Raw genomic sequence first — 24,687 nt, forward strand, 5'->3', positions numbered from 1 at the left:
TAATACTTTTTACATTTTACAAAAAATAAAAGATATGGACTTAGAAAAATTTGTTCAATACGTTCACGAAGAAAATAAAGTAGAACCAAAAGATGTGATGCCTGATGATTACAGAAAACTATTGGTTCGTCAGATATCACAGCATGCCCATTCTGAAATTGTGGGAATGTTACCGGAAGCTAACTGGATCTCCAGAGCTCCTTCATTGAGAAGAAAAATGGCTTTGTTGGCTAAAGTTCAGGATGAAGCAGGACATGGTTTGTACTTGTATTCTGCTACCGAAACTTTAGGAAACGGAACGATCAGAGCTGATAGAGATGCTACATATGATGATATGCTTGAAGGGAAAGCGAAATATTCAAGTATTTTCAACTACCCTACATTAAGCTGGGCAGATATCGGAGCAATCGGCTGGTTGGTAGATGGTGCTGCTATTATGAATCAGGTAATGCTAATGGGGAATTCCTATGGTCCTTATTCCAGAGCAATGGTGAAGATCTGTAAAGAAGAATCTTTTCACCAAAGACAAGGGTACGAAATCCTGATGGCTCTTTGCCGTGGAACGAAACAACAGAAAGAAATGGCTCAGGCTTCGTTAAATCGTTTCTGGTGGCCAGCTCTAATGATGTTTGGACCTAATGATGACAGCTCACCCAACTCTAAAATTTCAATGAACTATAGAGTAAAGCGCGAGAGTAACGACAGTCTTCGTCAGAGATTTATTGACGTTACCGTTTCTCAGGCTGAATTCTTAGGATTAACGGTTCCGGATAAAGACTTGAAATGGAATGAAGAAAGAGGTCATTATGATTTCGGAGAGCTTCCATGGGATGAGTTCATGACCATTTTAAAAGGAAACGGGCCTTGTAATAAGAAAAGATTACAGACAAAAGTAAAAGCGCAGCAGGAAAACCTTTGGGTAAAAGAAGCGGCGGCAGCTTTTGCAGAGAAACAAGGAAAAGAAGTAATATAGGAAATTAGTGAGAGTTTTATTTCAATTACTATTTTTCTTAAGTATTTCCTTTTTTAAAGGACAGGATCTAAACAAACTTGCAAACCTTTCTTCTAAAATAGAAAATGAAAGAGAAATAAGAATTTATGTAGATAATGGAATTACAAATAGCGGAAAAATTTTTAGAATTTATCAAGAGAATAACAATAAGTGGAATGCAGAAGTTATACAATGGTTTTTACCTGAAAAGATAAGTGAAGATGAGTTTGAAATGATTCCAGCCAAGGTAAATAAACTAAAATCCAAAGATATACTTGAGAAAGCCTTTGTAAATATTGAAGCTATGAATATAGGCCACCTGCCAAAAGAGGAAAATTTTAATTATAAAACATCTAAATCAAAAGCTGTTTATGATGATGAAAATGGATATGTATTATTGACGCGTGAAATTAGTATTACAGATGGGGTAGGCTTTTCAGTAAAATATAAATCGAATAAAAAAGAAAATGAATTTCATTATTCTAATCCTAAATCTTATTTAAAAGATACTCCAGGAATTGATGAATATGAAAGCTTCATGAAAATTTTAAAATATGTTGAAAATAATTTTAACATTCAGTTAGATTAAAAATAAAGAAAAATGAGTCAATTAGATATGTGGGAAGTGTTTATTCAGACTAAACCAGGTTTATCTCACAAACACGCCGGAATAGTACAGGCACCAACAGCAGAAATGGCTTTGCAGAATGCAAGGGACGTTTATACAAGAAGAAAAGAAGGAACTTCAGTTTGGGTTGTTCCAAGCAAATATATAGTGACTTCAGAAGGGGTAGATCAGGAATCTTTCTTTGATCCTGCAGACGACAAGCTATACCGTCACCCGACTTTCTATGAGATTCCTAATGATGTAAAAAACATGTAATTAATATAGATTTGAAGATATGAGATATCAGACCCCAGACTTAATGTCAACATCTGAAATCTAGTGTCTGAAATCTGAAATTTATTAAACAATGAACCCATTATATAATTATTTATTAAAACTAGCAGACGACAGTTTCATTATGGGACAGCGTTTGTCTGCGTGGTGCGGTGAAGGTCCTTATTTGGAGGAAGATATTGCATTAACAAACATCGCATTGGATGAACTTGGACAGGCCAATAACTTTTACGTTTATGCTTCAAGAGTGATCGATAACGGTAAGAGTGAAGATGATCTGGCGTTTTTAAGATATGAACATGAATATCTGAATGCGCATCTTACAGAACTTCCCAATGAAGACTATGCACAGACAATTCTTAAAGTGTATATTTTTTCTGTGTATCAGAAACTGATGTATGAAGCATTGTCAAACTCTACAGATGAAGAACTTTCAGCGATTGCTCAGAAATCTTTTAAAGAAGTCAGATATCATTACACTCATGCTGCATCGTGGATGAAAATTTTTGCCCAGGGGACAGAAGAAAGTAAAACCCGATTGGTTAAAGCAATTGAAAATATCTGGGAATATACAAAAGGATTATTTGCGAAAACAGAAGGTGAGGATGATTTAATAGCTCTGAATATCGTTCCTGATACTGATAATCTTTACGAGCAATTTATAGCGATTACAGAAAAGGATTTTGCTGATTTTGGATTAGACTACCCGAAAGATCATTTCATGCAGCCAAAATCAAGAACCGGATATCATACTGAATATTTTGGATTTATTCTTTGTGAATTACAATATATGCAGAGAGCTTATCCGGGATGTACCTGGTAACAACAAATGAGTTAATTTGAAAATAGGCTAATTTGAAAATGGCGGACTGCCTTAATTTTCAAATTTTCAAATTTTTTAATTCTCAAATTAATAAATGAAAAATCCTTTAGAAATATTAGAAATGGTTCCAGATCCGGAAATTCCGGTAATTAATATTGTGGAACTGGGTATTGTAAGAGAAGCGAAGGTTACCAGTGAGAATTCTGTTGAGGTAACAATTACGCCTACTTATTCTGCCTGCCCTGCTATGTTTACCATTGAAGAAGATATCATGAAGATCATGAAGGAAAACGGCTGGGATGCAAAAGTAGTGACTAAAATGTTTCCGATTTGGACAACAGATTGGTTGACAGATGAAGCAAGAGAAAAACTTCGTGTTTATGGAATTACACCTCCCGAAAAAGGAGCAGATGAACATCATATTGGGAAACCTAAAAAGTGTCCACGCTGTGGTTCGATGAATTCAAAACAGATAAGCAGATTCGGATCTACATTATGTAAGGCTTCCTATCAATGCTTAGACTGTTTAGAGCCATTTGACTATTTTAAATGTCATTGATTTGACCTGTAAATACGTGCCTGTAGGATTGAATTGGCTATTTTATTTGCTGCATTGTAAAACTGCTTAATTGTTACATTATTCTACATTGCTACATTGTTTTATATTGTTAAATTAGAGCATTGTTAAATAATAAATTAAAAAACTATGTATACACAACTTGATATTGAAACACATTTTGACGGAAAACTCAAAATCGCTTACCTGAATCAACCAGAAACGATGAATGCTCTTACAAAGCCATCTTTATCAGATTTAAAAGATTTTATTAGTGATTGTAATAATGATGATACGGTAAGATGTGTGGCAATTTCCGGAAGAGGAAGAGCATTCTGCTCAGGTCAGAATTTAGATGATGCTTTCGTACAGGGTAACGAACATCATGATAACGATATCATAAGAAAAATTGTCGTAGACTATTACAATCCTTTGGTTACAGAAGTGACACATTGCAGAAAACCTGTTATTGCACTGGTAAATGGCCCTGCAGTGGGAGCTGGTGCTATGTTAGCACTTATTTGTGACTTTGTTTTAGCTGTTGATAAATCTTATTTTGCTCAGGCATTTTCAAATATAGGATTGATTCCAGATACTGGAGGAACTTACTTCTTACCTAAATTATTAGGAAGACAGCTGGCTAATTACCTGGCATTTACAGGGAAAAGATTATCCGCGGAAGAATCAAAAGCCCATGGTTTGGTAGCAGAAGTTTTCACAGAAGAAGAGTTTGTTCCAAAATCTATGGAAATATTAGAAAAGATGGCCAATATGCCAACTGCTGCCCTAAAACTAACTAAAAAAGCTTTCGCTCAATCATATACCAACACACTAAAAGAACAACTTGAGCTAGAAGGTGATCTACAACAGGAAGCTGCTGAAACAGAAGACTTCATCGAAGGAGTAAATGCCTTTTTACAAAAAAGAAAACCTGATTATAAAGGAAGATAAACTTCGTATTAAAGTATTCATGTAAAATGTCTTGATGATTCTATGGGAGCTCTTAATAAGAACAAATTAGAATTTCACATCTTTTACATGAATACTTTTTACATAAATACATTGTACAAGAAAAATGAATGTAGGAATTATCGGTGCCGGAACTATGGGAATAGGCATCGCACAAGTAGCTGCAACGAATGGATGCAAAGTTTGGGTATATGATGCCAATCCAAAACAGGTAGAAATGGCTACTGTAGGTTTGGAAAAAACATTAACCAAATTGGTGGATAAACAGAAAATTTCGGCAGAGAAAATGACTGAAATTTTAGCTAATATTTCCATTGCTACAGAATTAAAGGATTTTAAAGACTGTGAACTAGTCATTGAAGCGATTATAGAAAACAAAGAAATCAAAACCAAAGTTTTCACAGAGCTGGAAAGTCATGTTTCAGAAAATTGTGTCATAGGTTCTAATACATCATCCATTTCTATCACCTCTCTTGGTGCAGAATTACAAAAACCTGAGCGTTTTATTGGAATTCACTTTTTCAACCCTGCGCCATTAATGCCTTTAGTGGAAATTATACCTTCTTTACTAACCGAGAAATCTTTAGCGGAGAAAATGTATAACCTCATGAAAGACTGGGGAAAAGTTCCTGTAATTGCTAAAGATATCCCAGGATTTATCGTTAACAGAATTGCACGCCCTTTCTATGGGGAAGGCTTAAGGATTGTTGAAGAGAATTTAGCAACACCGGAACAGGTAGATGATGCAATGAGAACATTAGGAAACTTTAAAATGGGTCCTTTTGAATTGATGGATCTTATTGGGGTTGATGTAAACTTCTCTGTAACCACTACTGTTTATAAGGATTATTTTAATGATCCGAAATACAAACCTTCTCTATTACAACAACGTATGTCTGAAGCTAAGCTTCATGGCAGAAAAACAGGGAAGGGTTTCTTCGACTATAGTGAAGGAGCTGAAAAACCTGTTGCTCAAAAGGATGATACTTTATATCAGGAGATCTTCCTAAGAATTATTTCAATGTTGATCAATGAAGCAGTAGAAGCTAAAAGATTAGGGGTTGCTAATGATGAGGATATTGAATTGGCAATGCAGAAAGGAGTGAACTATCCGAAAGGATTGTTAAGTTGGGGAAAAGAAATCGGCTATTCCAAAATATCTGAAACCTTACAAGGCCTTTACGAAGAATATCAGGAAGAAAGATACAGGCAAAGCCCTTTGTTGAAAAAGCTTGTATAGTTTGAGTACTACTGATACAATGGATTTAGACCTGTTCAGGTCTGAACTGGAGCAAAGGCTTTTGATGGCAAAAGAATATTTAATTCAGGAGCTTTCCTCGATTGATGATGATCAGGAAAGACTTGAATTATTAGGGAAATTCAATGACCAATATAAAGAGCTTACAAAAAGGATAGCCAATGAAAATAGGATTGATCTCAATGCTCAGTATCAATCCGGAGATTTTTCATATGAAAAAATAATTCTTGGTAAAACAATGGATATTTATGATAAGTTGGCCGATGAATTATATGAAGAAATAACAAGCGCAAATTAAAAATGAATCCAAGACAAGTTGCAGATTATATGCTCAATCAGGATTATTTTTCCCAATGGATGAATATCAGAATGATTGAGGTCAAAGAGAATTATTGTTTAATAGAAATGCCCATCAGGAAAGAGATGATCAATGGGCTTAAAACCGTTCACGGGGGAGTTACATTTGCTTTTGCAGACTCTGCACTTGCATTTTCGTCCAATAATTCCGGGGATGCAGCGGTAGCTTTAAACTGTATCATCAATTTTACCAAAGCGGGAAAAGAAGGTGATATTTTCAGAGCAGAAAGTAAATTGGTAAATGATACCAGAAAGACAGCCGTCTATGACATCCAGATTACCAATCAAAATGAAGAACTGATTGCAAAATTTGTAGGAACCGTTTATAAAATTGGAAAAAAAGTAACAGAATTATAAAAAGATAACAGACGTCAGATACCAGATATTAGATTAAAAATGTCTGACATCTGGTATCTGAAATCTCAAAATCTAAAATAAAAATGAAAAACGTATACATCATAGATTATATCAGAACTCCTATTTCAAAATTACAGGGAGGTTTGTCAGAAGTTAGGGCGGATGATCTGGCTGCTGTAGTCATTAAAGAAATTGTTGCCAGAAACCCTGAAGTTCCTGTAGAAGAAATTGAGGATGTTATTTTTGGTTGTGCTAATCAGGCGGGAGAAGATAACCGTAACGTAGCCAGGATGGCTCTTTTATTAGCTGGATTGCCGTACAAAATTGGAGGTGAAACTGTAAACAGGTTGTGTGCTTCAGGAATGTCAGCTGTAGCTAATGCATTCAGATCAATTGCTGCCGGTGAAGGAGAAATCTATATTGCTGGGGGAGTAGAACATATGACACGCTCACCTTATGTAATGTCAAAACCAGGCGCCGCTTTTGGAAGAGACAGTCAGATGTTTGACACCACATTTGGATGGCGTTTTGTCAACCCTAAAATGAAAGAGTTGTATGGGGTTGACGGGATGGGAGATACTGCTGAAAATTTAGCAGATATGCACCAGATCAATAGAGAAGATCAGGATCGGTTTGCTTTATGGTCCCAGATGAAGGCTACAAAAGCTCAGGAAAGTGGAAGGCTGGCAGAAGAAATTGTGAAAGTAGAAATTCCACAGAAAAAAGGAGAACCTAAAATTTTCGATAAAGATGAATTCATAAAACCTACATCTTCTATAGAAGGGTTGGGGAAACTTCGTCCGGCTTTCAGAAAAGAAGGAACCGTAACAGCAGGAAATGCTTCAGGAATGAACGATGGTGCAGCAGCACTTATTCTGGCAAGCGAAGAAGCAGTTAAAAAATATGGATTAAAGCCAAAAGCTAAGATCTTAGGATCTGCCGTAGCTGGGGTTGAACCAAGAATTATGGGAATTGGTCCTGTAGAAGCTACTCAAAAATTACTGAAAAGATTAGATCTTTCTTTAGAAGATATGGATGTTATTGAACTAAACGAGGCGTTTGCTGCACAAGCTTTAGCAGTAACAAGAAGTTTGGGATTAAAAGATGATGACTCAAGAGTGAATCCAAACGGAGGAGCTATTGCAATCGGACATCCGCTTGGAGTTTCAGGGGCAAGAATTATTGGTTCTGCGGCTATGGAACTTCATAAGCAAGATAAAAAATATGCTTTGTGTACCCTTTGTATTGGTGTAGGACAAGGTTATGCAATGGTAATTGAAAAAATGTAACAATCTAAAAATGTAGCAATGTAACAATCCATTATCATGCTGAGCGTAGTCGAAGCACCCAATTGGTATACTGTTACATTGATATATTGTTAAATTAAAAACTATGAACATCTACTCATATCATGGAATTCGTCCGGTTATAAAACCATCTGCCTATATTCATCCGCAAGCGGTGATTATTGGAAATGTGGAGATCGGCGAAGAAGTTTATATCGGTCCCAATGCTGTAATCCGGGGGGATTGGGGTAAAATAATTATTAAAGACGGTGCTAATGTTCAGGAAAATTGTACCCTACATGTATTTCCAAATATTGAAACCATTTTAGAAGAATCGGCACATATTGGTCATGGAGCAATTATTCATTCCGGACATATTGGGAAGAACTGTCTTGTTGGGATGAATGCCGTTGTAATGGACAAAGCGGTAATCGGAGAAGAATGTATTATTGGTGCATTAGCTTTTGTTCCTGCGAATTTTATATCTGAACCCAGAAAGCTGATCGTAGGAAGTCCCGCAAAGATTATCCGTGATGTTTCCGATGATATGATACGCTGGAAGACGGAAGGAACAAAATTGTATCAGGAATTAGCGAGAGAAGGAAAAGAGGCTATTTTACCTTGTGAACCTTTCTCTGAATTTGTAGAACAAACACCCACCAAAATTGTTGATTACAGCATTTGGGCGGACATTAAATAATTAGGAAGGTAGATTATGATAAAGAAAATTTTTATAGTATGCGGTATTTTACTGACCTTTAAGTTTGTAAGTATAGCGCAAACTACAACTGTAAAACCTCTTACCATTGGAGAAATAAGAACTTTAAAATCCAATGTTTTAAAGGAAGATAGAACCTTAAATATTTATCTTCCTAATGGTTATGATAAGACAAAAGCTTATCCCGTAATTTATCTTTTAGATGGAAGCATCAATGAGGATTTTATACATGTGAGTGGATTAGTACAATTTTTTAATCAAATGTATGCGATGCCACAGACTATTGTTGTAGGTATAGCTAATATCGACAGAAAAAGAGATTTTACTTTTCATACTGATTTAAAGGATTTACAGAAAGACTATCCTACAACAGGGCATTCCGATAGATTTATTAATTTTCTTGAAAAGGAATTAAAACCATATGTGGAAAGCCAATTTAAAACCACAGATAAATATTTGTTTGGCCAATCTCTTGGAGGACTTTTAGCAACAGAAATTCTTCTAAAAAAACCAGAGATGTTTGATAATTATTTTATCATTAGCCCAAGTTTGTGGTGGGATGATGAGAGTTTGTTAAAGCAGGCACCACAGCTCCTTGCAAAATCTGCAGATGCTAAAAAATTCGTTTATGTTTCGGTAGGAAAAGAGGAGCACCCTGTCATGGTAAAAGATGCAGCATCTCTATATGATGTTCTCAAACAGGCAGGAAAGAAAAACTGGACGGTTGAATACAAGGTAATGGAAACTGATAATCACGCTACGATACTTCATAGAAGCCTTTATGATGGACTGGTAAAACTCTTTCCTTACAAAGAACAAAAATAATTTAGAAGAAAATAATTAATCTCTTTTAAGTTTCAGGAAGATGAAGTCGCTTCTGTAATATTACAAAGCATTTTGTTGTATCATAGATAATAATTTTATACAAGTATTTTATCATGAAAAAACTATTGTTAATTTTAAGTATATTCTTAAGCTTTATCGTATACGCTCAAAATTCTATACCCTTTACCCTTAATGAATATGGGCATATTATGATTAAAGTAAAGGTGGATAATGTAGAAGGAAACTTTATTTTTGATACCGGAGCCGGGCTTAATGTGTACTTTGATAAATTTGCCAAAAAGCTTTCTAAAAAGGAATCGTATAATTTTTTTGTTGGACATAGAGCCACCGGAGAAGCGATAGATTGTCCTCTTTATCATTCTGAAAGTTTGGTAATAGGTAAAAGTGAGTTTAAGAATCAGACATACAGTACCTTTGATGTCGATTTTCCTGGTATTGATGGGTTAATTTCTCTTCAGATGTTTCAAAATATACCCGTAACCATTGATTATGAAAAGAGTAAATTGGTATTTGGGGAACTGAAGAATAGCGATAAAAAGAAATCTATTGATATTCAGGTTGCTGATCAGGCAGGAAAAGCAATTGATATTTTTACGAATGTCAAGCTAAATGATAAAATTACGATTCAGGTTTCTCTTGATTCAGGATCTGGAAAAGGAGCATTTAGTTTTAGTTCCCGGTTTTTAGATGTTTTGAAATTGAATAAAGCTGATTTTAAAATTACAGAAGCAAAGAGTGATTTTAATGATGCAAAATCCAATAAAGTGTACAGCGGCAGTATTGCTCAGATTTCTACAGCGAATGGACTCGCTAAAGTTCAAAATCTTAACGCCCGTTTTGTAGATGGGCTCATCTATGAGGGGATCACCGGAATCGAGTGGATCGGGAAGAAGATAACGATCAGTATTCCTGATAAGAAAATATATATCATAAAATAAATAAGACCAACCTATATTACAGTAAACTCTGTTTTAAATTATGGAAAAACTAAAGAATTACATCTACGGAGAATGGGTAGAAGGAACCGGAGCCGGTATTCCGCTTTATAATGCCGTAACCGGCGAGCAGGTAGCTATTTCGGATACTGAAGGCCTTCAATTTGAGCATGCTCTTGATTTTGGAAGAACTGTAGGATACAAAAATTTATCCTCAATGACTTTTTATGATCGTGGGGAAATGCTGAAGAAAGTAGCATTGTATCTTTTGGAAAGAAAGAAAAAATATTACGATTTATCATATAAAACAGGAGCAACTCACGTAGATTCATGGGTGGATATTGAAGGTGGTTTTGGTACTTTCTTTACCTATTCCGGACTAGCAAAAAGGATGCTTCCCAACACACCGTTTTGGGTAGATGGTGAAACACAGAAAATTTCTGCAAACGGAACTTTTTTAGGAACACATATTCTGACTCCAAGTGAAGGGGTTTCTGTTCAGATCAATGCTTATAACTTCCCTGTTTGGGGGATGTTGGAGAAATTATCCACTTCATTATTGGCGGGGGTTCCTTCTATCGTTAAACCTTCTCCTTTTGGTTCTTACCTTACTAATGCCGTATTCCAGGATATGATTGAAAGTGGTCTTCTTCCTGAAGGTGCTGTGCAATTAGTTTGTGGTGAACCCGGAAATATTCTCGACTATGTTCAGGATGGAGACTCAGTCCTATTCACAGGTTCTGCCAATACGGGAAGAAAATTAAAGTCTTTACCTTCTGTGGCAGGAAATGCAGTACGTTTCAATATGGAGGCTGATTCTTTAAACTGCTCAATCCTTGGATTAGACGCAAAACCGGGAACACCTGAATTTGATTTGTTTATCAAAGAGGTTCGTAATGAAATGACAACCAAAGCAGGGCAAAAATGTACAGCAATCAGAAGAATTATTGTTCCTGAGCATTTAATTGGGGATGTACAAAGTGCTTTATCGAAAGCTTTGGATCAGACTAAAATCGGAAATCCTTTAAGCAGAGAAACCAGAATGGGATCTTTGGTTGGAAAACAACAATATGATGAAGTTCTTAGAAAAGTAGATATACTTAAAACTGAAACAGAACTTGTATATGACGGAAAGCATGAACTTGTAGATGCCGATTATGAGAAAGGATCATTTATGAGCCCGAAATTATTTCTTAACGACAGACCTTTTGAAAAAAATATATCTCATGACGTAGAGGCATTCGGACCTGTTTCTACATTGATGCCTTATAAAGATGCAGAAGAAGCTGCAGCACTGGCAAAAAGAGGAAAGGGAAGTTTGGTAGGTTCTATTGTTTCTCATGATGAACAATTCGTTGCAGAAACTTCATGGAAAATGGCTTCACAGCATGGAAGAATTTTTGTTCTGAACAGAGACAGTGCAAAAGAAAGTACAGGTCATGGTTCACCACTTCCTACATTGATGCATGGAGGACCTGGTAGAGCTGGAGGAGGAGAAGAAATGGGTGGGTTAAATGGGCTTCATTTCTTCCTTCAAAAAACAGCAATTCAGGGATCACCGGATATTTTAACAGCGATCACTAAAATTTATCAACAGGGAGCTGAGAAAAAATTTGCAGATAAACATCCGTTCCAAAAATATTTTGAAGATGTTGAGGTTGGAGATTCACTTGAAACGGCGGGTAGAACTGTTACCGATGCTGATATCGTTAATTTCTCCAATGTTTCTTGGGATCATTTCTATGCACACACTGATGCTACGAGTTTAACAGGAACTATTTTTGATAAAACAGTAGCTCATGGATATTTCATTCTTTCAGCGGCAGCAGGATTGTTTGTTTCCGGTAAAAAGGGACCTGTAATTGCTAATTATGGACTGGAAAACTGTTCATTCTTCAAACCTGTTTATGCTGGAGATACAATTACGGTTTATTTAACAGCTAAAGAAAAGATCAACAGAGGCGTGAAAGGCAGAAACATTCCTTCTGGTGTTGTAAAATGGATGGTTGAAGTAATAAACCAAAGAGATGAGGTGGTTTGTGTGGCTACGATTTTAACATTAGTTGCAAAAAAATCTCCATTCATCGATTTAAACCTAAAAAATATTCAGAAAACTTTAAATGGTTTATCTGAAAATACTCAGCCTAACTGGGGAAAAATGTCTGCACAACAGATGATTGAACATCTTGAGCACGCGGTTTTGGTAAGTTTAGGTGAGCCTGAAGCTGAAAAATGTTTTACACCAGAAGAGCAATTGGAAAAATGGCAGGACTCTCTTTATAATCACAGAAAAATGCCAAAAGATTTTCCAGCACCTTTCTTAGCTGAAGATGAAACTCTGCTAGATCTACGTCATAAAAATCTGGAAGCAGCAAAGCAGTCTTTCATAGATAATTTGAAAAGATTCTCAATTTATTATAAAGAAAATCCACAAGCAGAACATATGAATTTTGTGTTTGGGAAACTAAATAAAGAAATGTGGGAACTGATGCATAGAAAACATTTTACCCATCATTTTGATCAGTTTGGGTTGATTTAATCCTTTATTAACAATACAAAAATCAGCAATCCATTAAAGATTGCTGATTTTTTATGAAGTAATCTCCTTAGTTTTCGGTTTTATATATCTTAAATACCAATAAGTTAAAACAGGAAGGGCAAGTATCTGAAATATGAAAACGAATAGTGATAAAAGACCTTCAAGTTTATTTTCATTAGCCTTAACGAGGATCTGATCTCCTAAAGGACCGTTCGAGAAAATAACGATATTGATTAAATTCCATCCCAGATGTAATCCTATCGGCAAATAGAGTGAACCTGTCTTTGCAAAGGCGTAAGCCAATATCCATCCGAAAATGGCTGTCATTGAAAAAATAATTCCCATTTGAAATGGGTTTCCGAAAGCATTGTAGGAAAACCAGTGATAGATGCCAAAGCTTACAGCGGACAGGATGCAGGCTATTTTTATTCCCAACTTTTCAATAGCTAAATAAAGCAAGGCTCCTCTGAATATAAGTTCTTCAAATAAAACAGATTTTACTGTAAACCATAAACTGATTAAAACAATATACCCAGTCACCTTTTTGTTCAATACCCAGCTATTGTCAGTGAAATTAACGGACATCAAATGATAAAGAGAACAACAGATAACGGCTAGCAAAAAACCAGCACCTAACTGATGTATTCTTTTTCTATACAGCTTAAATCCCAGGACAGATAGGTTTTTCCTATCAATAATCCAAAGCAAAAACCAGGAAATGATAAGCTCAGCTATAATTCCGATCATGGGTTAAAAGTTATTTTTTAAAATAACAGGTTGTGCTATTATTTTAAAACTAAAATTACTTAAATTAATTAAAAATCAAAATGTTTATCATAATAAGATATGGATCACAAATGGGTATTAACTTTGGTTCAAATAAACTATATTTTTAAAACTTAATACAAAATCATAAAGTAAAGAATGAAAGCAGTCTTTCATAGATAATTCGAAAAGACTCTCAATTTATTATAAATAAAATCCACAAGCAGAATATATGAATTTTGTGTTTGAGAAATTAAATAAAGAAATGTGGGAACTTATATATAGAAAACATTTTATCCATCATTTGATCAGTTTAGATTGATCTGGTTTAAAATAAAATAATGATATTTGAGGGAGTTATATGGCTCCATTTTTAATTAACAAAATATTATGGAATTAAAATTTTTTAAAGACTTTGACTTAACTGTTTTTTGGGATAATGATGATTATTCAATAAAGGAATATATTGATGTTCATCCAGATGACGAATTAATTTCATCAATTGAAAGAGATTTAGGATATAAATTATCAGATTCCTATATAGAATTAATGAAACTACAAAATGGAGGAACTCCAAAAAAGACCTGTTTTCCAACTTTTGAAAGTACTTCTTGGGCAGAAGATCACGTTGCAATTACAGGAATTATGGGAATCGGAAGAAATAAAAGATATTCTCTTTGTGGAGAATTAGGAAGTCAATTTATGATTACCGAATGGGGATATCCTAATGATGGAATTTATATTTGTGATTGTCCCTCTGCAGGTCATGATATGATTTTGTTGGATTATTCAAAATGTGGTAAAAATGGTGAACCGGAAGTTGTTCATGTAGATCAGGAAGATGATTATAAAAAGACATTCGTTGCTAAGAATTTTGAAACTTTTATTAAAGGTTTGAAAGATGATGAAGAATTTGATTAAGTAAGAGTCGAATAATGAAAGATATAACCTTTGCCGATAAAGTCATTGAATTTAATAAAAGTCTTCATTATCATGGAGACTTACCAGAGGAGTTTCATGTACTGAATCCTTATTTTGACAATCCTGAAACAATGGGGGTAATGCAAAAGTTTTATCACAAATATTACCATGATTCAGAACGTAGAAGATTTATCATTGGGATTAATCCCAGTCGGAACGGAGCAGGAGTAACTGGAATCCCATTCACAGATACAAAACGACTGGAAAGCGTCTGTGGAATACCCATGGAATCTGCCCATACCCATGAAATTTCATCTGTTTTTATGTATGATATGATTGAACAATATGGAGGCCCGGATGAGTTTTATAAGGAGTATTACATCAATTCCCCCTTTCCTTTAGCTATTGTAAAAAAATCAAAAAATGGTTGGTTAAATGCCAATTACTATGACGATCGCAGTTTATTTGAAGATGTTAAAGGTTTTATGATTACATCTCTAAAAAAGCATATCAGTTTAGGCCTTGATACTTCAGAGGTTTTTATTCTGGGGAAAAAGAACGCTGATTTTATTTCAAAACTCAATAAAGAAGCTCATCTCTTTGAAAAAATGACCATCTTGGAACATCCGAGATATATACAACAGTATAAACTGAAAGAAAAGGAATGGTATATTGATAAATATATTCTAGCTTTAAAGAGTAAAATCGAGTTTTAGTTCCTGTAATTACTTATCAATTTATGTGTTAATCCCACAGTTTTAAATTATTTTTTTATTAGATTGTATGAAATCCTTTCCTGAAAATATCAAATTTAAATACAGTTGGCGTACTTATCAGAAGAATTTTTTGAATCACCTTAATGAATATCTCATTGATAATCATTTGCATATTATTGCGCCTCCTGGATCTGGAAAAACAGTATTAGGACTAGAGGTTATGTTAAGGCTTAACAAGCCAACATTAATTGTTGCTCCCACACTTGCAATCAGAAACCAATGGGTGCAAAGATTTTGCGAATTGTTTTTAGAAGTTGAAGATATGCCGGAATGGATATCTACGGATCTTAAAAACTTGGGTTTTGTTACAGTTACTACTTATCAGGGTATTTATTCTGCGTTTACTAACTCGATGGATTTGGATAGAGAACAGGATGAAATATCCTCAAATTTTAATGTTTCAGAGATTGTAAAAAAATTAAAGAAAAATAAAATTGAGATTTTTATTTTCGATGAAGCTCATCATTTAAAGAAGGCATGGTGGAAAAGCCTGATAGAACTGAAGCATGAAGTTAATCCTATCATTATATCCCTTACTGCAACTCCTCCGTTTGATGTGTCAGCTTTAGAATGGCAAAGGTACATTCAACTTAATGGTAACATTGATGTGGAAATATCTGTTCCGGAGTTAATGCTTGAAGGTGATTTATGTCCACATCAAGATTTGGTTTATTTTACACTTCCAACAGAAAAAGAGCATCTGAAAATTGAACATTATTACACATCCGCAAATCAATTTTTTGACGAAATCGGAAATGATGATATGCTTCTTAATACTCTTGAAAATCACCCCGTTTATAGAGCTCCACAAGAGCATTTGGAATGGATATATGAAAATATTTCATCTTATTCATCCGTTTTGATTTATTTACATTTTAGAGGAAGGAAAATTGCCGAAGTACATTTTGAAATTATCGGAGATCAGGAAAAATACATTCCTGAGTTTGATTTTTTTTGGATGGAGGAACTATTGGATTTTTATTTATTTGTTGATGATAAAAATGTAACAGAACATCGTTTAAAATTAGAAAATAAACTTAGAAGAGAAGGTTTTATCGAAGACAAAATGGTGGTTTTTTTTAATAATAAAAATTTAGTTAAAACTTTAAATTCAAGTGTTGGAAAATTTAATGGAATAAAAGAAATTGTAGACTTTGAATATTCGGCATTGCAAGACGAATTAAAAATGGTGATCCTTACTGATTTTATTAAGAAGGAGTATCTTAGTAATGGGATTGAAAATAATTTTAATCTGGATAAATTAGGCGCAATCCCAATTTTTGAAAAATTAAGAAGGGAAAATACTCACAATGCAAAAATTGGGGTTTTAACAGGAAGTATAATTATTATTCCTATGACAGCTAAAGGTAGCTTCGATCAGCTTTGTTCTAAAATTTCTATTTCAAACGAGTTTATGTCATTACTGCCTTATGATGAAAACTATTTTATAATTCATGTTAATGATCAATTAAGAAGTCATATAGTTCATATCGTTACTGAAATTTTTCAATGGGGGCAAATTCAAATTTTGATTGGAACAAAGTCTCTTTTAGGGGAAGGCTGGGATGCTCCTAAAATGAATTCTTTAGTTTTGGCAAGCTTTGTAAGCTCTTTTGTTCTATCTAATCAGATGAGGGGAAGAGTGATAAGAACTCAAAAAGATAATCCGGATAAAACTGGAAATATTTGGCATTTAGTATGTTTTGATAAAAATAATACTTCAGGAGGAGAAGATTTTAACGTGCTGAAAAGACGTTTTAAAACTTTCGTTGGGATTTCTAATGACGATGACCCTATTATAGAAAATAATTTTGAAAGACTTCGTATTAAAACGATAGGGAATGTTAATGATATAGCATCGATTAATAAAAGCACTTTTTTATTAGCTAATGAAAGAAATCAATTAAGTAAGAAATGGAAACTAGCTTTGGATAAAGGGAATATTCTAATAGAAGAAATTAAAATACCTCTTGAAAGTAATCGAGAAGCTAAACAAATGAAACTGAGTTACCTCAGTAAGATGATGAGTAATTTTTCAATGATGATAATCTCTTCTTTTGTAATGTTTTGGTGGGATTTCTTTGTAGGAATGTTTAAGTCTGCAAAATCAGTACATTTTGAAAATAACTTCTCTTGGTTCGCTTTGATATTTGGATTTGTCGGATTTGTGACTTATAGTGGAAAGTTTTACAGAGCGCTGAAGCAATATTTGAAATATAAAAATATTGCAAAGCATATTGAAATATTTGGAGATATTATTTTAAAGAATCTTTTAAAAGAAAAGATTATAATCACGCCCATTGAAAAATTAAATGTTATTAGTACTAAAGATAGTGAAGGAAATGCAATTTGCTATCTGAGTGGTGGAACTAACTATGAAAAGGCTCAATTTATAATGACTCTACAAGAACTAATTTCACCAGTTGATAATCCCAGGTATTTACTTAAACAAAAAACTTTCTCATTTTTTATAAAAGGTGATAATTATTATCCGCTTCCTGAAGTATTTGCCAAAAATAAAAAGAGCGCTGAATTTTTTAATAAGACTTGGAGTGAATTAATGGACAAGTCAGAGTTAGTTTTTACAAGAACAATTGAGGGAAGAAAAATACTTATAAAATTGAGATTTCAATCACTAATGAAAAGGAATGCAAGAATTGAGCATTTACACAAATGGAGCAGATAAAACAAATCCCCTGAGTTATTCAAGGGATTTTCCATTTGTGTAAATAGAATACTTCACGGTACAATCTAGCTTATGATATAATTTTCATGGTTATTAGTTTTTATTGTCGTAAGCTATTTTTTTATGATCTTGTAGGATCCGGAAGAAGTTTTGATGTGATATACTCCTGTAGGGAACTCGGAAATATCTGCATCGGTCACTCCTTTTTTAATATTGATACTTTTTATCAGTTTGCCTTCCTGACTGTATATTTCAGCTTTTGAATCTTTTTGAGTTTCTATTGTAAGGGGGCCGGTTGTTGGATTAGGATAAATGCTGACTTTGTCCACTGTTGCTTTTGCATCATTTGTAGCAAGTACAATTCCGGTATCTTTCACCCAGGTAAAGGCATCAAAATCTGCATAAGTATATGCTCCACCTAATGTGAGTTGAAGTTCATCAATAATAATGTTTGAATAGTTCTGCCCATTAAGATTCGTCAAATCAACTAAGGTATGTCCATTTGTTGTTCCTAGAGAGGTTGCAAAACCGGTAATTTTCGTCTGCATAAACTTTGTTACCCCGTTCAGTTTACCAATGACTGTAAGATCTCCAACGACATTTTGATTCAAAGCGTTGTTGGATAGGAATACCCAAAACCGGTTTACTTTGAATAAGTTAGAGGTAGTCTTAATGCTGAAAGAAGCTCCTGCAGCTACAGATCCTGAATTATCAATATATCTGTTATCATTTGCTGTTCCGTTCCAGCCAGTTCCTGGGTAGTTTGCTTGTATATCAAAAGTTGATACATGAGATATTATGTTGAATATTACTCCATTATCAGTAAAGTTGGTACTACCGTTGGATTCTGTTTCAAATACTTCTGTACTCGTCTGCCCAAAAGAAAAAATAGAAATGAGCATACTACAGATCATTAAAAAAGTAGTGCTTTTCATAATTTTAATATTTAGATTATTGTATTTGTAGAATTTTTACTCTCTTGAAGGATAGATGCCAGCAATACAGATAATATAATTCAAACCAAGATATGGTGGCATATTATTAACGGGCATATTCTGTCCTGTAAATGAGATTGACTGAGGATTGATAACAGTATCTGGATTTGCATCATTCACAAAACTAGGTACTGCATTGAAATCTCTTCCTACCTGTGTTCCAGTCATAGCAATAGCCGATGATGCAGTAGGTGCCGATGAGTTGGCATTTTTGTTAGCCACTTTCAATTGAAAACCTCCCATACTTGGCATATTCTGCTGTAATAGAGTTGTGGTATCGCTCCCTGCAATAATACCTAGAGGATAAGATTTACCACTTGCATTACCTGCGCCTAATGCCATACGTCCAATTAAATTTGGTAAAGCAAAAGTGGTAATACCATCACCGCCATATGTTGTCCCTAATAAAGAGAATAAAGCGCTATTCTGTGCGATACTTAAAAGCCTTCCATCGCAGAACATCCAATTTCTTGGTGCAAAATTTCCTGCAAATAGCTTTACTATGCCCATGTATTCTTCCATAATAATAAGTTTTTTCGGTGTTAGCTTTTTACTACTCTTTGAATGATTTTAGAATATCGCTGAGTAGCTTGTTTTGGTATCCCAAAGGAACAACATAACTAAATGGAAGGGTAGAGTAGAAATTACTAAATTGTAGAGTCCGTATTTTTACGTATTGACTTTATAAGATGGAATTGGTTTTAAATTGCTATAAAATAAATACCGGATCAAAGCAGTAAATTTTATAGGTTTAATTTTCGTTAACAGCCTCTATTTAGTATTTTTGTGACAATCCAATTAAAATTAAAAATGAACGAGTTCGTAATATCAGAAATTAAAAACAATATCGCCGAAATTACTTTCGGAACTCCTAAAAGTAATGCACTTCCCGGAGCAATTTTAGAAAAACTTGCACAGACTATTTTAGATGAAGGTGAAAAGAGTGAGGTTAAAGCTATTCTCGTAAAAAGTGAAGGGGAGAAAGCTTTCTGTGCAGGGGCAAGTTTTGACGAACTTCTGGCTATCGAAGAGCTAGATGCTTCCACAAAGTTTTTTGGAGGTTTTGCTAAAGTTTTAAATGCAATGAGAAATTGTGGCAAAATAGTGGTGGTAAGAGTGCAGGGAAAAACGACAGGCGGGGGAGTTGGTATTGCGTGCGGTGCTGATTATTGTTTTGCAACAAAAGATTCTGCGTTGGCGCTAACGGAGATTAATTTAGGGATTGGGCCTTTTGTGATCGGTCCTTACGTTGAAAGAAAAATCGGAAAATCCCAATTTTCAGCAATGGCTATCGATGCTGATTTCAGATCTGCCGAATGGGCAGAACAACATAATGTGTATCATTCAGTTTCAGAAAATATTGAGGAAATGGATACTAAACTTGAGAAATTTTTGCAAACATTATCTTCAAGAAGTAGTGATGCATTAGCTTTAATTAAAAAAGTATCATGGGAAGGAACAGAGCATTTTAATGAATTAATGCCGGCAAGAATCCATATGAGTGCGAGCTTGATCCTGGAAGATTCTGCAAAGAAAAATATTGAGTCTATTAAGGAGAGACTGAGAGCAAAATAAATAGATAGTATTAAATAATTAATACCGCTGATGATGCCAGCGGTTTTTTTATTTAAAAACTTTAGATAATATTTTGGAGATTAAAAAAAATATTTAACTTTGTAATTCAAAGTTCTTTATATGGATTCAAAAAATTATCACGAAGATCTGTCCCATATTCGTTCTATGATGGAACGGTCATCCAGATTTATTTCACTGAGTGGGTTGTCTGGCGTTTTTGCTGGTCTTGCTGCTATTGCTGGAGCAGTATACGTCTATTTTGTTTTCCAGAGAGAAGGGATTGACTACTTTAATGGTGACCGGAATATTTACAGCCCTGCATTAGTTAGAGAATTGATGATCATAGGGACTTTGATCTTATTTGTTGCGGTGCTTAGCGGATATTTTTTTACGGCCAACAAAAGTAGAAGAAAAGGATTGAAAATCTGGGATGCTACAACAAAACGTCTTTTGTTAACCTTTTCTGTTCCATTAGTAACAGGAGGTGTCGTATGTCTTGCGCTCTTGTATCATCATCTTTTTCCATTAATTGCGCCTGCAACATTGATTTTTTACGGATTAGCGTTAGTAAGCGCTGAAAGATATACTTTGACCGATGTCAAATATTTAGGATATTGCCAGATTATATTAGGATTAATTACTTTATTCTTTTTAGGTTGGGGACTAATTGCCTGGACGCTTGGATTTGGAGTCTTACATATTGTGTATGGATTAATTATGCATAAAAAATATAAATAGATATATGAATTTTGGGGGTGAAGAACTAAATCCTGCAACCTAATACCTGATATCTTTAAATTATGATTAAAATAAATCAACTCAACAAAGAATTTGAAAGTCGCGTAAGATTGGGCATTATGTCCGTTCTTATGGTTAACGACTGGGTTGACTTCTCAGAAATGAAAGGATTGTTGGAAATTACAGATGGGAATTTGGCAAGTCATAGTAATGCATTGGAGAAAGCAGGGTATATAGAAGTGAAGAAAGAATTTGTAGGGAAAAAGCCAAAAACTTCCTATCGTGTTACCCAAAGCGGAAGACAGGCTTTCACAGAGCATTTGGATGCGCTTGAAAAATTAATAGCAAGATAACTGCTATATTTTTTTACCAATTAACTTTGTATTTCAAAGTTCTTTGTTTTGTTTAAAATTAGAAAAATAGCAATGACAAGAAAAACATTCTTAAAAAGGCTCTTTCAGCTTTCTGTGATCGGATCTTTTCCGGCCTTGTATTCCTGGCAGGTAGAGCCTTTCTGGGTTGAATTTGTTGAACACAAGCTTCCAATCCGGAATTTACCTGCGAATCTTGAAGGTAAGACTTTAATGCAGATTTCCGATTTACATGTAGGGAATCGCTTTGATTGGAACTTTTTGATCGAGTCTTTTCAAAAAGCGCAGGAGTTCAAACCTGAATTTGTAGTGTATACTGGAGATTTTGTTAATCATGGAACCATTCAGGAACAACAGGATTTAAAAACAGTAATGGAAAAAGCCGTCTATGGAAGTCTGGGAACCTTCGGAATTTTAGGAAACCATGATTATGGATCAAGCTGGAATGACATTGGACTTTCCAGAAGTATCTGTGAAATTTTAGGTGACTTTGGAATCAGAATGCTGAATAATGAGCAATATGAAAAGCACGGTCTCAACTTTATAGGTTTTGAGGATATGGTTTCACCCAATTTTAATCCTATGCTTGTCATGAAAGATTTAGATCATTCGAAAGCCAACCTCGTCCTTTGTCATAATCCCGATGTATGTGATAAAGATGTATGGAATGGATATAAAGGCTGGATTTTAAGCGGGCATACCCATGGAGGTCAGTGCAGGATACCCGGAGTGATCACCCCTATTCTCCCTGTAAAAAACAAGAAATATGTTTCTGGGGAAATTGATCTTAAGGATGGGAGAATGCTTTATATCAATAGGGCTATTGGACATTCCTATCAGGTCCGGTTTATGGTTCGTCCAGAAATTACAGTTTTCACATTAAGAAAGGCTTAATTAAAATAATCAAACTATGAAAAAATTACGTGTTCAGTTTTTACTTTTTGTATATGGGAAAACCCAGAAGCTATACAGGAAATACTTTAAAAAAAAGAAAAGGCAGTGGCAATTTAATGAACAACAATTGCTAAGCTTCCGCGAAGATTCTTTGGGCAGAAAACTTGGAGAATTTTATAAACGCTATGGTTTTACCATGATTCCTAAAATGGAAAATCATGATGTGCACCACTTGATAACGGGCTGTGGGACCAACTTTGAAGATGAAATTGCAATGCAATATCTTCTTTTAGGAAATGGGAAACTCAATGCACATCTTTTAGGAGCTATTGTACTGGGCACATTGATCTTACCTGAATATTTCAAAATGTATATAAAAGCATTTAAAAAAGGTCAAAGTATGAGGCCATTTTATCAGTGGGATTTTGAAGCATTGCTATGGCAGGATTTTGAGCATCTCAAAAACTTTATTCAGCAAAAAAATACAATAACATATTATTAAATACATCATGAAAACACATCACTATATATTACTTACGACCGCCATCTTTATCAGTCTCTTTTACAATGAGAATGTAGGGTTGAATTTAGGGATCTTAGGAATTGTTTATTCCTTATTGACTTTGTACAAAACACCGGAAAGAAATAGAACGAAAATCTTTTACGTTTTAACTGTTACAAGTATTGTTTCTTCCGTTGCTTTTGCATGGTATGGCGATTTTCCTTCATTTCTGGCGATCGTAAGTTCATTATTACTTTTGTCCTATAGATCTAAAAATAAAAGATTGAAACCTCTTTTATTAATTCCCGTTTTTGTTGTGAATTGCTTTACATTTTTATGTCGGTTTTTTAGTTTTGAGCAATGGCTTCCAAAAACAAACGTTTCAGGTTTGTGGCAAAAAGTTTTTGCTCTTATTCTAATCCCTCTGGTATTGATTGCCGTTTTCTTTGGAATTTATTCTGCGGGCAGTAATCATTTTGCCAATCTATTTACCAATATTGAAATAGATGTTAATTTCTGGCAATTATTCTGCATTACTGTTTTAGGGATTTTTATAGCGTTCAATTATTGGAATTACACGGTTGAGAAGCTTATTTATAAACAGAATCATTTTTTAGATAATGACTTTCACGAGAAAAATAAAACAATAAAATCCACCTATTCTTTTCTGGATCTTGATGTAGAGAGAATGAGTGGGGTTATCTCCTTTTTTTCATTAAATATATTGCTGGTTTTCTTTATCATTTCTTATAACTATGAACAGTTTTATGAAGTGTCGAAGACTCCCAATCAATTATCAGAAGAGACGCATGAAAGAGTAAATGCAGTAATTATGTCTATTGTTATGGCCATTCTTGTGATTATGTTTTATTTTAAATCCAGTTTTAATTTTGATCCAAAGGCAGGATTAATGAAAACCCTGGCGAAGGTCTGGATTTTTTTAAATGGAGTATTGATCATTTCTGCAATGATAAAAAATTCAGAATATATAATCAATTATGGCTTCACGTATAAACGACTGGGAGTTTACGCATTCCTCATTTTATCATTAATAGGACTTATAATGACTTTTATCAAAATACATTATAAAAAAAGGAATGCATTTCTTTTTAATACCATGACCTGGTATTTTTATGGAACAGTTTTGGCTACTAGTTATATCAATTGGGGAGGATTTATAACTTCTCAAAACATGAAAAGAAATGATTTTGTAGTCAAGTACCATTTAGATTCTATCAATTTCAATGAAAAAGAAATACTTGAATTTGCTGAGAAAAAAAATGATCAAATATTAAAAAAACAAATTATAAGTAAAGTTAGAAAAGAAATATCGCCAACTTTTCTTTCAAAAATTCTTTACTATGAAACACTAAAAGAATAGTTATTATGAAAAAGTCCTTATTGTTAATCCCTTTAATTATTATTTCTTGTAAAAAAGAACCAAGTTTGACAGAAGCAGTTAACAAAGATTCAGTAATGGTTGCGGATAAGCATCCTGAATCTACAGTTGATTCTGCTGAAATAAGAAAAAGAGATTCTATTATTAATAATTCTCCTGTCACTAAGCATGTCTTAAAAAAAGGAGTGATGCGAAGTGAAAAGGACGGACAAATTATAAGGACTGCTGATGCTTCCCAACTTCCCTTTACCGTAGGGGAACAATTTACTAAAGAAGGGCAGGAGCTGATTCTTAAAATTACAAATTATAAAAAGAGTGATGTTAAAGCTTCTATTTCTACTAAAGAAAAAGATTTTAATATCAGGTTTAATCAGATAAAATTACCGAATGGGGATTACGATGGTCCTTTTGGAAGAGAGATCTTTTATCAGGTTGCAGGCAAAGGAGAAATATGGTTGATTATCGGGAAAAGTAATATGGCGTCCGGGAATACAAAAGGAAGTTTTTCTGTAACTGTAGAATGATCTTT

General features: G+C 34.2%; 27 protein-coding genes. 24 read left to right on the top strand and 3 right to left on the bottom strand.

Annotated elements, in window-relative coordinates; genetic code table 11:
• Window positions 1-34 precede the first annotated feature (34 nt).
• From paaA to paaZ, 14 genes are all read left to right on the top strand, one after another.
• Window positions 35-973 (top strand): 1,2-phenylacetyl-CoA epoxidase subunit PaaA, encoded by a 939-nt coding sequence (gene paaA, locus CEY12_RS17390; RefSeq protein ID WP_089028886.1) that lies wholly within the window; start codon window positions 35-37, stop codon window positions 971-973.
• 7 nt (window positions 974-980) lie between these two features.
• Window positions 981-1,580, top strand: coding sequence for a hypothetical protein (locus CEY12_RS17395; protein WP_089028887.1), 600 nt, complete (start codon window positions 981-983; stop codon window positions 1,578-1,580).
• A 12-nt stretch (window positions 1,581-1,592) separates the two neighbouring features.
• Entirely contained in the window at window positions 1,593-1,874 is a 282-nt protein-coding gene (gene paaB, locus CEY12_RS17400; RefSeq protein WP_089028888.1) for a 1,2-phenylacetyl-CoA epoxidase subunit PaaB, read from the top strand.
• Between the two features lie 91 nt (window positions 1,875-1,965).
• Window positions 1,966-2,715 (top strand): 1,2-phenylacetyl-CoA epoxidase subunit PaaC, encoded by a 750-nt coding sequence (paaC, locus tag CEY12_RS17405; protein ID WP_089028889.1) that lies wholly within the window; start codon window positions 1,966-1,968, stop codon window positions 2,713-2,715.
• Window positions 2,716-2,809: 94 nt separating this feature from the next.
• Entirely contained in the window at window positions 2,810-3,274 is a 465-nt protein-coding gene (gene paaD, locus CEY12_RS17410; protein ID WP_089028890.1) for a 1,2-phenylacetyl-CoA epoxidase subunit PaaD, read from the top strand.
• A 147-nt stretch (window positions 3,275-3,421) separates the two neighbouring features.
• The gene (locus tag CEY12_RS17415) at window positions 3,422-4,222 is read left to right on the top strand and encodes an enoyl-CoA hydratase/isomerase family protein (RefSeq protein WP_089028891.1); all 801 of its coding nucleotides are present in this window, start codon (window positions 3,422-3,424) and stop codon (window positions 4,220-4,222) included.
• Window positions 4,223-4,346: 124 nt separating this feature from the next.
• Window positions 4,347-5,480, top strand: a complete 1,134-nt coding sequence (locus CEY12_RS17420; RefSeq protein ID WP_089028892.1) for a 3-hydroxyacyl-CoA dehydrogenase NAD-binding domain-containing protein — start codon at window positions 4,347-4,349, stop codon at window positions 5,478-5,480.
• A gap of 1 nt (window position 5,481) precedes the next feature.
• Window positions 5,482-5,796: a hypothetical protein gene (locus CEY12_RS17425; protein WP_157676845.1), complete on the top strand. Its 315-nt coding sequence runs from the start codon at window positions 5,482-5,484 to the stop codon at window positions 5,794-5,796.
• A gap of 2 nt (window positions 5,797-5,798) precedes the next feature.
• Window positions 5,799-6,212 (top strand): PaaI family thioesterase, encoded by a 414-nt coding sequence (locus tag CEY12_RS17430; RefSeq protein WP_089028894.1) that lies wholly within the window; start codon window positions 5,799-5,801, stop codon window positions 6,210-6,212.
• An 83-nt stretch (window positions 6,213-6,295) separates the two neighbouring features.
• Window positions 6,296-7,501, top strand: coding sequence for a 3-oxoadipyl-CoA thiolase (gene pcaF / locus CEY12_RS17435; protein ID WP_089028895.1), 1,206 nt, complete (start codon window positions 6,296-6,298; stop codon window positions 7,499-7,501).
• Between the two features lie 103 nt (window positions 7,502-7,604).
• Complete coding sequence (locus CEY12_RS17440) at window positions 7,605-8,198, top strand: transferase hexapeptide repeat family protein (protein WP_089028896.1); 594 nt, start codon at window positions 7,605-7,607, stop codon at window positions 8,196-8,198.
• A gap of 15 nt (window positions 8,199-8,213) precedes the next feature.
• Window positions 8,214-9,041, top strand: a complete 828-nt coding sequence (locus CEY12_RS17445) for an alpha/beta hydrolase (RefSeq protein WP_089028897.1) — start codon at window positions 8,214-8,216, stop codon at window positions 9,039-9,041.
• 113 nt (window positions 9,042-9,154) lie between these two features.
• On the top strand, window positions 9,155-10,000 hold the full coding sequence (locus CEY12_RS17450) for an aspartyl protease family protein (RefSeq protein ID WP_089028898.1): 846 nt from the start codon (window positions 9,155-9,157) through the stop codon (window positions 9,998-10,000).
• A gap of 40 nt (window positions 10,001-10,040) precedes the next feature.
• The gene (gene paaZ / locus CEY12_RS17455; RefSeq protein WP_089028899.1) at window positions 10,041-12,536 is read left to right on the top strand and encodes a phenylacetic acid degradation bifunctional protein PaaZ; all 2,496 of its coding nucleotides are present in this window, start codon (window positions 10,041-10,043) and stop codon (window positions 12,534-12,536) included.
• Window positions 12,537-12,587: 51 nt separating this feature from the next.
• Here the strand turns inward: paaZ and CEY12_RS17460 are convergent, their stop codons facing one another.
• Window positions 12,588-13,283, bottom strand: a complete 696-nt coding sequence (locus tag CEY12_RS17460) for a CPBP family intramembrane glutamic endopeptidase (RefSeq protein ID WP_089028900.1) — start codon at window positions 13,281-13,283, stop codon at window positions 12,588-12,590.
• A gap of 408 nt (window positions 13,284-13,691) precedes the next feature.
• Here CEY12_RS17460 and CEY12_RS17465 point away from each other — a divergent pair, with 408 nt between their 5' ends.
• The 3 genes from CEY12_RS17465 (at window position 13,692) to CEY12_RS17475 (ending at window position 17,684) form a co-directional block, all read left to right on the top strand.
• The gene (locus CEY12_RS17465; RefSeq protein ID WP_089028901.1) at window positions 13,692-14,222 is read left to right on the top strand and encodes an SMI1/KNR4 family protein; all 531 of its coding nucleotides are present in this window, start codon (window positions 13,692-13,694) and stop codon (window positions 14,220-14,222) included.
• Window positions 14,223-14,236: 14 nt separating this feature from the next.
• On the top strand, window positions 14,237-14,938 hold the full coding sequence (locus tag CEY12_RS17470) for an SMUG2 DNA glycosylase family protein (protein ID WP_089028902.1): 702 nt from the start codon (window positions 14,237-14,239) through the stop codon (window positions 14,936-14,938).
• A 67-nt stretch (window positions 14,939-15,005) separates the two neighbouring features.
• Window positions 15,006-17,684 carry a DEAD/DEAH box helicase family protein gene (locus CEY12_RS17475; RefSeq protein ID WP_089028903.1) on the top strand — a complete coding sequence of 893 codons (2,679 nt, stop codon included), beginning with the start codon at window positions 15,006-15,008 and terminating at the stop codon, window positions 17,682-17,684.
• A gap of 113 nt (window positions 17,685-17,797) precedes the next feature.
• Here CEY12_RS17475 and CEY12_RS17480 read toward each other — a convergent pair whose 3' ends face one another.
• The gene (locus CEY12_RS17480; RefSeq protein WP_089028904.1) at window positions 17,798-18,619 is read right to left on the bottom strand and encodes a T9SS type A sorting domain-containing protein; all 822 of its coding nucleotides are present in this window, start codon (window positions 18,617-18,619) and stop codon (window positions 17,798-17,800) included.
• Window positions 18,620-18,655: 36 nt separating this feature from the next.
• Window positions 18,656-19,201: a phage tail protein gene (locus tag CEY12_RS17485; RefSeq protein ID WP_089028905.1), complete on the bottom strand. Its 546-nt coding sequence runs from the start codon at window positions 19,199-19,201 to the stop codon at window positions 18,656-18,658.
• 288 nt (window positions 19,202-19,489) lie between these two features.
• Between CEY12_RS17485 and CEY12_RS17490 the strand changes: the two genes are divergently transcribed.
• The 7 genes from CEY12_RS17490 (at window position 19,490) to CEY12_RS17520 (ending at window position 24,682) form a co-directional block, all read left to right on the top strand.
• Window positions 19,490-20,254 carry an enoyl-CoA hydratase/isomerase family protein gene (locus tag CEY12_RS17490; protein ID WP_089028906.1) on the top strand — a complete coding sequence of 255 codons (765 nt, stop codon included), beginning with the start codon at window positions 19,490-19,492 and terminating at the stop codon, window positions 20,252-20,254.
• 120 nt (window positions 20,255-20,374) lie between these two features.
• Window positions 20,375-20,992 (top strand): hypothetical protein, encoded by a 618-nt coding sequence (locus tag CEY12_RS17495; protein WP_089028907.1) that lies wholly within the window; start codon window positions 20,375-20,377, stop codon window positions 20,990-20,992.
• A 62-nt stretch (window positions 20,993-21,054) separates the two neighbouring features.
• Window positions 21,055-21,345: a winged helix-turn-helix domain-containing protein gene (locus CEY12_RS17500; RefSeq protein WP_089028908.1), complete on the top strand. Its 291-nt coding sequence runs from the start codon at window positions 21,055-21,057 to the stop codon at window positions 21,343-21,345.
• Window positions 21,346-21,417: 72 nt separating this feature from the next.
• Window positions 21,418-22,257, top strand: a complete 840-nt coding sequence (locus CEY12_RS17505) for a metallophosphoesterase (RefSeq protein ID WP_089028909.1) — start codon at window positions 21,418-21,420, stop codon at window positions 22,255-22,257.
• A gap of 16 nt (window positions 22,258-22,273) precedes the next feature.
• Entirely contained in the window at window positions 22,274-22,759 is a 486-nt protein-coding gene (locus CEY12_RS17510; protein ID WP_089028910.1) for a Coq4 family protein, read from the top strand.
• 7 nt (window positions 22,760-22,766) lie between these two features.
• On the top strand, window positions 22,767-24,140 hold the full coding sequence (locus CEY12_RS17515) for a DUF4153 domain-containing protein (protein ID WP_089028911.1): 1,374 nt from the start codon (window positions 22,767-22,769) through the stop codon (window positions 24,138-24,140).
• 5 nt (window positions 24,141-24,145) lie between these two features.
• Window positions 24,146-24,682, top strand: coding sequence for a hypothetical protein (locus CEY12_RS17520; protein ID WP_089028912.1), 537 nt, complete (start codon window positions 24,146-24,148; stop codon window positions 24,680-24,682).
• The last annotated feature ends 5 nt before the right edge of the window (window positions 24,683-24,687 follow it).

Source organism: Chryseobacterium sp. T16E-39 (genome assembly GCF_002216065.1).
In the GTDB taxonomy this organism is placed as follows: Bacteria; Bacteroidota; Bacteroidia; order Flavobacteriales; family Weeksellaceae; genus Chryseobacterium.